The sequence below is a fragment of the Enterococcus avium ATCC 14025 genome (genome assembly GCF_000406965.1).
Taxonomy (GTDB): domain Bacteria; phylum Bacillota; class Bacilli; order Lactobacillales; family Enterococcaceae; genus Enterococcus_A; species Enterococcus_A avium.
This window is the reverse complement of the sequence record NZ_KE136357.1, coordinates 230,411-239,503: the sequence shown is the minus strand read 5'-3', so window position 1 is coordinate 239,503 and position 9,093 is coordinate 230,411. Positions and strand designations below refer to the sequence as shown.

Annotated in this window: 7 protein-coding genes; 4 read left to right on the top strand and 3 right to left on the bottom strand. The window is 39.9% G+C overall.

The window, feature by feature from the left end; all coding sequences use genetic code 11:
* Both OMU_RS01085 and OMU_RS01080 read right to left on the bottom strand, forming a co-directional pair.
* A partial coding sequence (locus tag OMU_RS01085) for an IS91 family transposase (protein ID WP_040005453.1) occupies window positions 1-484 on the bottom strand: 484 nt, incomplete at its 3' end.
* A 117-nt stretch (window positions 485-601) separates the two neighbouring features.
* Window positions 602-1,618, bottom strand: coding sequence for an AraC family transcriptional regulator (locus tag OMU_RS01080; RefSeq protein WP_016178123.1), 1,017 nt, complete (start codon window positions 1,616-1,618; stop codon window positions 602-604).
* 277 nt (window positions 1,619-1,895) lie between these two features.
* On the opposite strand from OMU_RS01080, the gene OMU_RS01075 reads away from it, so the two are divergent.
* Genes OMU_RS01075 through OMU_RS01060 form a run of 4 tightly spaced genes read left to right on the top strand, consistent with a single transcriptional unit; the run spans window position 1,896 to window position 8,636 of the window.
* On the top strand, window positions 1,896-3,581 hold the full coding sequence (locus OMU_RS01075) for a glycoside hydrolase family 3 protein (protein ID WP_016178122.1): 1,686 nt from the start codon (window positions 1,896-1,898) through the stop codon (window positions 3,579-3,581).
* Window positions 3,582-3,600: 19 nt separating this feature from the next.
* Entirely contained in the window at window positions 3,601-6,426 is a 2,826-nt protein-coding gene (locus tag OMU_RS01070; protein WP_016178121.1) for an alpha-L-rhamnosidase, read from the top strand.
* Window positions 6,419-7,075: a beta-phosphoglucomutase gene (gene pgmB, locus OMU_RS01065; protein WP_016178120.1), complete on the top strand. Its 657-nt coding sequence runs from the start codon at window positions 6,419-6,421 to the stop codon at window positions 7,073-7,075. Before OMU_RS01070 ends, pgmB begins: the two co-directional genes overlap by 8 nt.
* Before the next feature lie 16 nt (window positions 7,076-7,091).
* The gene (locus OMU_RS01060) at window positions 7,092-8,636 is read left to right on the top strand and encodes a glycoside hydrolase family 43 protein (RefSeq protein WP_016178119.1); all 1,545 of its coding nucleotides are present in this window, start codon (window positions 7,092-7,094) and stop codon (window positions 8,634-8,636) included.
* Window positions 8,637-8,753: 117 nt separating this feature from the next.
* On the opposite strand, the gene OMU_RS01055 is transcribed toward OMU_RS01060, so the two are convergent.
* On the bottom strand, window positions 8,754-9,080 hold the full coding sequence (locus OMU_RS01055; RefSeq protein ID WP_016178118.1) for a PTS sugar transporter subunit IIB: 327 nt from the start codon (window positions 9,078-9,080) through the stop codon (window positions 8,754-8,756).
* Window positions 9,081-9,093 lie beyond the last annotated feature (13 nt).

The following is a 9,093-nucleotide window of genomic DNA, read 5'->3' as shown; positions in this document are numbered from 1 at the left end:
CATGCGGATTGTATTCTAGCTGAGAACCGAAGGTGTGGAGTGTTGCCACAACCCCAGCTTGTATATGGTGCTTTCTAAAAAAATCTAATAGTATCCGTGCAGCTTCATCCATTAATCCTTTTAAAAGCTCCTTACGATACTTCTCCTTCAGAAAAATCTCACGTAAACCTTCATCGATCGTGAAGATGACGTGTCGATGCGTCACTGTAAACAGATCGTTCGCCGCAACCTCTGCCCACCGTTGACTTTCCCCAGTTGCACAAGTTGGACAAAATTTCCCTTTACAACGAAAAGCCACTTTCTTTACATCATGGCATCCTTCACAGACAAATAGACGATAACCTTTTTTAAGGTCACCACAATCGCGAAACTTCTTCACTTCTCTTTTCACAACGGATCGAATCCTTCTCGTGTACCTTTGATTGAATTTCTCCCAGTTTTGATATTCATCAAAGAAAATGGCGTGTAAAATATTGGGTTTCATATCTCCAGTTTAATAGGAAAAAGACCAGATGAAAAGCGGTCAAAAGATTGATGTATCAATCCTTTGACCGCTTAAAATGTTATACTTCCTTTAATGTTAAAAAAAACCGATTGAGACTCAATCGGTTTTTTTAGCATTGAAAGAATGCTTTTCACGATATTCAGTTGGTAAAATCTTTAAATGTTTTCGAAACATTTTATAAAAATAGGAGGGATTTTCATACCCTACCTTTAGGGCAATCTGTTCAATCGGCGCATTGGTATACGTTAAGTACTCTGCTGCAACATTCACCCGTTGCAGATGAACCAATTTGATAAAGGTTAATCCGGTGTGTTTTTTCAAATAAGAAGATAAATAATTCGGATTGAAGCCAAAGTGCTGAGCCATTTCCTCTAACGTAATGTGCGCATAATTCTTTTCAATATATAAAAGTAACGATAATAAATTAACTGAGCCATCATCTTCTCCAGCAATCACTGTTTGTTCATTAGCAGCTGAACGAATCAACCGACCGAAGAGTGTTAATAATTCTAATCGGATGATCTGATTCGATTGGGTGTCTGGATAATAGTATTCCTGGATAATGTCCTCTAACAGAAAATGAATCTTTGTATCTTGATGCGTCCGAAACAAGCGATAGATATTCTCCCCCTGCGTTTCATTTGAGAGCAGTGAAAAAAGCAAGGAGGAGACTTTTTTGGTTGCTCGATCCTCATACATAAAATGATAATCGTTTAAATTGAAAGCTGTGTCCTTTAGGGTCAGATTGACTACGATAGCATCGGTTTCAATTGGTTCTACACGGTGAATCGTATGGTTGCCAATGATGATCAAGTCATTTTGCTTCAGCTTTAACTCATCGTTTTTCGTAATAACGGTACATTCACCTACCAGAGGTACGATTATCTCCACATAATTATGGACATGAAATGGAATGAAGGAGCTCACTGGCTGTACCGAAATGGCGATTGATTGCGGATTTACCTCTAATGAGTCGTCCAACGTATGAAAAAATTCATAAATAGGCTCGTTTTTCAACACACCTGTTTGTTTTGGTCTCATTTCTGAACCCAACTCATTCCAATTACGAGGATGATTTTTCTCCTGTAATATGGTTAAAACTTCTTCTTCCATTCCTTCAGCTCCCCTCAAAAAAGCTACTATCTGTGTAATAAGTCGAGTAATTATAGGATTTTAATCTTTAAGTTGTTTTTTTGAATGATATTCTTTCATTACTTCGCCTAAACTATCTCATGAATAAATCATTCAAGCAAGACTCAATTTTAGATAAATGAAAGGAGCAATGAAATGGACACACTTAAGCTGTTTTTTCGCAATGGTTTATACAATTTCTCCAGACTAAAATGAAAGCGTGAACAAGTATCTTTAAATCATTGGAGGCGCAAAAAGCATGTTAGATTTATCAAAAAAACCTTATTACTTAGCAGATGAACAAATTCAACAGCTGCAAAGCAAAGTCCAAACTATGACTTTGGATGAAAAAATTGGCCAGCTCTTTTTTGTTATTGGACAGGACGAGGATCAAGTAGACATTAAAGAGTTTATCAAAACTTATCGCCCTGGCGGTATGATGTATCGTCCCGCCTCAGCGGAAAAGATCAAACGACAATTAACAACTGCTCAGGCAGCCAGCGATATCCCTCTATTCTTTTCGGCGAATTTGGAATCTGGCGGAAATGGGATTATTACAGAAGGAACCTGGTTCGGAATGCCGCTGCAAATAGCTGCGACAGATGATCCTGAACAAGCTTACGAATTAGGAAATGTCGCTGGAAATGAAGCCGCTCAAGTAGGCTGCAACATGTCCTTTTCTCCGATTGTTGATATCGATCTGAATTTTCGGAATCCGATCACCAATACTCGAACCTTCGGCAGCGATCCAAAGCGTGTGATCCAAATGGCCTCGGCTCAAATTAAGGGGTTGGAAAAGAATGGCATCTTGCCTGTTATCAAACACTTTCCGGGTGACGGCGTCGACGAACGAGATCAGCATTTGTTAAGCACCATCAACTCCCTGTCCGCTGATGATTGGATGAACTCTTATGGGCAAATCTACCAAACCTTTATTGATCAAGGAATTAGCAGTATCATGATCGGACATATCATGCTACCGGCTTGGGAGAAACAGCTGTCGCCGGATATAAAGGATTCAGAATTGAGACCTGCCTCGGCATCAAAACGGCTAATTGATGGGCTATTACGTGACGAACTTGGATTTAACGGCCTGACGATTACCGATGCTACACCGATGATTGGTTACAATTCGATTCTTTCGCGAGAAGAACTGTTACCTGCAACAATTAATGCCGGAATCGATATGATCCTATTTAATAAAAACATTGATGAGGATTATATGTTTATCAAAAAAGCGGTTGAAAATGGCACATTGAAGCTGGCTCGAATCAATGAAGCTGTTTTACGAATTCTCGCGACAAAAATGGTACATGGTTTATTTGAAACGACGATGCCAGAAACGTTGAATTTAAATACTGCTGAACATGCAAAAAAAGCAGCCGCGGCAGCTAAAAAGGCCGTTACTTTAGTCAAAGATCGGGATCACCTTTTGCCTTTGACAGTAAAACGTTATCCACGAATTCGATTGGTTGTTTTAGGTGACTCAGATGACGGAGGTTTTAAAGAGGGCGGCCAAGTTTCCGACCTTTTCCAAAAACAGCTGGAGATACTGGGCTTTCAGGTGACTCTGTTTGACCGAAAGCGGCTAGATTTTCATGAGATTTTTGAAGAAGGCATAGCTGAAATGAAGGAAAAATTTGATCTAGCACTCTATATTGCAAATATCGAAACAGCTAGCAATCAAACCACCACTCGTCTTGACTGGATTCATTTAATGGCAGCGGACGCTCCTTGGTTCATGAAAGCTATTCCGACGATCTTTATCTCAACAGCAAATCCCTATCATTTATTTGATATCCCAGCAGTATCTACCTACATCAATACGTATACTGGAAATAAGGAAAGTATTGACGCAGTACTTAGAAAAATGACTGGTAAAGAAGCCTTTGAAGGGGTTAGCCCGGTCGATCCATTTTGCGGTGACTTTTCCGCTAAACTATAAAATTAGGAGTGTACAAAAAATGAAGATTTCAAAAATTTTGATCAATCATATGACAGAACCTATTGGCTTTCAGTTAGATGATCTGCGAATTGAGTTTACAGTGGAAGCAGAACAGTTCACAGAAATAACGAAGCAATTAACCATCTGGACAGATAATTATGAAGCCCCCGTTTACCAAAGCAAGCAGGAACCATTCAAAAATAACTATTTCGATGTTCCGTTGACACTGATTCCACGTACTCGTTACCACGTAGAAATTGCGATTCGAGACACCAATCATGAGCTGTTTACCAAAGAAAGCTTTTTTGAAACTGGAAAAATGGATGAATCTTTCCAAGCAGACTGGATTGCTCATCCAGATAAGTCCATTCAAAATACACTTTTTCAAAAAAAGATCAGCGTGAAGTCCCAAGTAGCAAAAGCGCGTTTATACGCTACTGGATTGGGTATTTATGAAGCATATATTAATGGTGAAAAAGTTGGTGATGAGTATTTAACGCCAGGGGTTACGGCATACGATCAATGGATCCAAGTTCAAACCTACGATGTCACAGCAGCCTTTCAAAAAGCAGCAGATCATGAACTGCTCTTCACTACTGGTGACGGCTGGTATAAAGGGACTTTAGGCTTCGATGGCGGAATGAAAAACATTTACGGCGACCAGCAATGTGTCATTGGAGAATTCCACGTGACGTATGAAGATGGTCAAACAGAGATCATTTCCACTGATAGCTCATGGGTAACAACCAGCGGAAAAGTAACTAAATCAGAGATTTATTATGGAGAAGACTTGGACGATACACTAAATCCTTCCAATTGGGAGTCTGTGATCTTACTAGATCAGAATAAGGCACTACTTCAAGACCGATTGAGTCTGCCGATAAAAATTATGGAACGTTTACCCGTTGAGGAAATACTTGAGACTCCGGCAGGAGAACAGGTCCTTGATTTTGGTCAAAATCAGACTGGTTGGCTGGAATTTTACAACCGCGAACCCAAAGGTACAAAGCTTGTTTTTCAAATGGGAGAAATCCTACAGGAGGGTAACTTTTATCGCGAAAATTTACGTGAAGCAAGAGCCTCTTTTGTCTATATTTCTGACGGTGAAGAAAAATGGGTTCGCCCCCATTTCACTTTCTACGGTTATCGTTATGTAAAAGTCGAAGGAAACACTCAAACGCTGAGAAAAGAAGATTATCAAGCGGCGGTCCTTCATTCTGAAATGGCAACCACTGGGGAAATCAAAACCACTAATTCAAAGGTTAATCGGCTTTTTCAAAATATTCTGTGGGGACAAAAAAGTAACTTCTTAGATATTCCGACTGATTGCCCGCAGCGGGACGAACGACTTGGCTGGACAGGCGATGCCGAAGTGTTTTCTAAAACAGCTGCTTTGAATATGAACGTTTTTCCATTCTTTAAAAAATATGCAAAAGACATCGCTATCGAGCAACAATTGCATGATGGTATGGTTCCGATGTATGCTCCTGCAATGGGAAATTCTGATGGCGGTGCTGCGGTTTGGGGCGATGCAGCAATAATCATTCCTTGGAACATGTATCAAATTTATGGTGATTCAGCGATTTTACGTCAAAACTACACAGCAATGAAGGATTGGGTAGCATGGATTCAAAAAAACAGTAAGAGCAGTGATTTATGGACTGGAACCTTTCAATTTGGCGATTGGCTCGCTCTTGATGGAGAAAATCCCGCGTTACCAACTGGAAAAACTGAAGAAGATTTTATTGCCTCTGTCTACTACTATTATTCTAATGACATCATTGCTAAAACGGCTGAAACTTTGAATTTTGCTAACGATGCAACTTATTATCGTGAGCAAGCTCAACGGATCAAAGAGGCTATTGTTAAGGAATATATTACTGCAAATGGCCGTTTAGCAATTGATACTCAGACGGCTTATGCAATCGCGCTATATTTTGAGTTGGTTCCTCAATCACAACGTTCGCGAGTCGCTAAGGATTTAGTAACCCGCTTGAAAAAGGACAATGACCATCTTAAAACCGGATTTGTTGGTACTCCCTTCATCTGTCAGGTTTTATCTAATTATGGCTATCATAAACTAGCCACGAAAATTTTCCTTTTAGAAGATTTTCCAAGCTGGCTCTATGCAGTAAATCTTGGCGCAACAACTGTCTGGGAACGCTGGAACTCCGTTCTTCCTGATGGTTCCATGAACCCAGAAGGAATGAATTCATTAAATCATTATAGCTTTGGTGCAATTATGGAATGGGCCTATAGCTATCTTCTAGGAATTAAACCAGCTCACCCTGGCTATCAGGAAATCAACTTTTCGCCGCTATTTGATTATCGCTTAAAACAAGTTAATGGACATTTCGATACACCATACGGAACTTTCGCTGTAAGTTACCAAATCGAAGCGGACAGCGAGCACACCATTAAACTCAACTTGACTGTGCCTTTTGGAACGACCGTACATGTCGATTTACCACGAGGAGAAAATGGTCCGGTAACAGTCAACAATCAGAAAAAAAATAACGGTCGCTTCTCACTTGCCTGCGGCATCTATGAGATCGCCTATGTTCCCAGCGAAAGTTACGTAGAATACTATAATAGCGAAACACCTGCAGCCGAAATTATGGCAGATGAACTGTTGGTTCAAAAAATTGATGCGATTGATCCTGTGTTAGATTTCTTTAGAGCAGATCTAGCAGCCGTTAATGGCGGTCTAGGAACTATGTCATTGACCAAATTGAATACACTCTTACCTTTTATTCAAATCACACCAGAGAATCTAGCAAAAATCAATGACGTGCTAGCATCAACGCCTATTTTAAGTGAACGGGAGGAAATCTCACTTGTTTAAAGGTGCATTATTTGATTTAGATGGGGTCATCGCCGACACCTCTACCCTGCATTTTGAAGCTTGGAAAAAACTTATAAACAATTACTTTTCTGCAAAGCTTCCTAGTGACTTGGAAGAAAAGACGAAAGGCGTAAGTCGAGCAGATTCTTTGAAGGTGATCTTAAACTATTTAGAGGTTTCTGTCTCTGAGAATATGTTTCAACAGCTTTTGTTTGAAAAAAATGAACAGTATAAGGAGTCGCTTAAGCAGCTATCCCCTGACAATATCTTGCCAGGGGTTGCAACATTCATCTCTGAACTGAAACAGCAGAAGGTGAAGCTTGCTTTAGCCTCTTCTAGCTTAAACGGACCGCTTATTTTAGAAAAGTTAACATTGGCAGAGAAATTTGACGCCATCGTCGATCCAAGTAAAGTGGAAAATGGCAAACCGGCACCAGATATTTTCATCGCTGCAGCTCAGTCATTGAATCTTCAGCCTTTAGAATGCATCGGTATTGAAGATTCGATTGCTGGACTTAAAGCCATCAAAGAAAGTGGCGCTTTCTCTGTAGCAATAGGAACAAATAGTGATCTGAAGACAGCGGATCTTCACCTTTCAACTACCGCTGAACTAACGTTTGCTGCTGTTCGTACAGCCTATCATCAATAGAAAAGGAGTGAATTATATGGTGGAATCTTATCAAAATCCAATTCTACGCGGTATGTATCCTGATCCGAGCATCGTTTTGGTAACAGATACTTATTATATGGTCAACAGTACTTTTGAGTACTACCCCGGGATCGCCTTAAGTAAAAGTACAGATTTATTAAACTGGACAAAACTTCCTGGAATCGTCGTAACAACGGAACAAGCGGACCTATCAAAGGCGAAATCTAATGAAGGAATCTTCGCGGTTTGTATTCGCTTTTTCAATGATCATTTCTATGTGATCACTACTAATTTTGCGGAGTTCAAAAACTTTATTATCAAAGGCAAATTGAATGAGAATGGAGAAATTCTTTGGGAACAACAACGGTTAGAAATCGATATTATGGGAATTGATCCGGATCTTTACCATGAAAATGGACGTACCTATGTCACCTTCACAGGCTATATCGATGATAAGGGAACCAAAGCCATTCAACAAGCGGAAATTGAGCTTATAACTGGAGCCATTTTACGCGGGCCAGAAGTAATCAGTCTGGGAACAGGTGGTCGCGATGTTGAAGGCCCTCACATAATTAAGCGAGAAAACACTTATTACCTATTGGCTGCTGAAGGCGGAACAGGCGTGGGACATATGATTACGATGTTCAAGTCGGACAATCTTTGGGGACCTTTTGAGGATCACTCGACCATCAATCCTATTTTTACAAATCGTGATCGCGCAAATGAACCATTACAAAATATTGGTCACGCCGATCTCTTCCAAGATACAAAAGGAAATTGGTGGTTGACCTGTTTAGGAACGCGCCCATCTACAATTGATTTCAAGCAAATTACCAATATGGGACGAGAAACCCTGCTCTATCCAGTCAATTGGGAGAAAGAATGGCCGGAAATTAATCAGGGCATCCCTAGTGAAGTGGTCGATATGAGTCAGTTTCCGAAACATCAAAAGGTACTTGTAAATGAGCAAAAAATCTTACCTTTTGTTGATGAATTTAATCAGCCTACTTTAAATCCTGAATGGCTTAGTTTACGGGATAGCCTTAAGGAAATTATTCTTTTGCAACACTCTACATTAACTTTAAAAGGCTGTTCAACGACAATTGAACAACGCACAACACCTTCATTTCTCGGAGTCAGACAAACCGAAAAAGCAGAAACATTCACTGTTACAGTCGAAAAATCCACTACTTGCAATCATGGAAAGATCGGTATCACCAGCATGATCAACGATACCCATTTTGCTGCTCTTTTAGTTCGAGAAGAAAAAGGAAAATTTATTGTATCTCGTTCTCAAAAAGTAGAAGATTTAATTATTGAGGAAGATTTGGGAAGCCTTGAGTCATTGCCAACGAAGTTTGAACTGATCAATCAACCAGCAACGAAGACATTCATCGTCACTGACGGCAAAAAAGTTCTAAGCTTTGAAACTAGCTCCCTACATTTTTCAAATGAAGCAATCGCTGCTCTAAATACAGGAGATGTGCAGGGCATCTATGTTTTAGATGATGCATCATTAGTAGTTAAAGAGATACGACGTCAAGCGATTGATGTTGAATAAGATAAATCCATTTAAGGCACTGTCCATATGCAGACAGTGCCTTAATCTTAGTTATTATTGAAACTGTTCCATTTGTTACTTGAACATGTCAATCAAATGGTCTTTTTCTTGTATTAATTACATAAAGCTTGCAAGTATTTCCTTAAGCACCGCCTCTCCATCTAACGTTTCGTAATCTTCCTTCTTGATCATCTTGTAGCTCACCGCTTTGTAGTTCAAAAAATCCTTCAAACGGTTCACTTCGTATTCTGATTGGGGGCCGATCATCAAACCATCGATTTGTTGATTTTGGATGGCCTGTTCAGCGATAATCGCTGGAGCAGAATACACGCGAATGGGAATGTCCTGCTCATCTGCTGCTGTTTGGATGTTTTTTACTAATAAGCCGGAGGTGATACCAGCTGTACAAATCAGCAAAATACGTTTTTCTTTTTGTTCTGTCATATTGTCTACCACC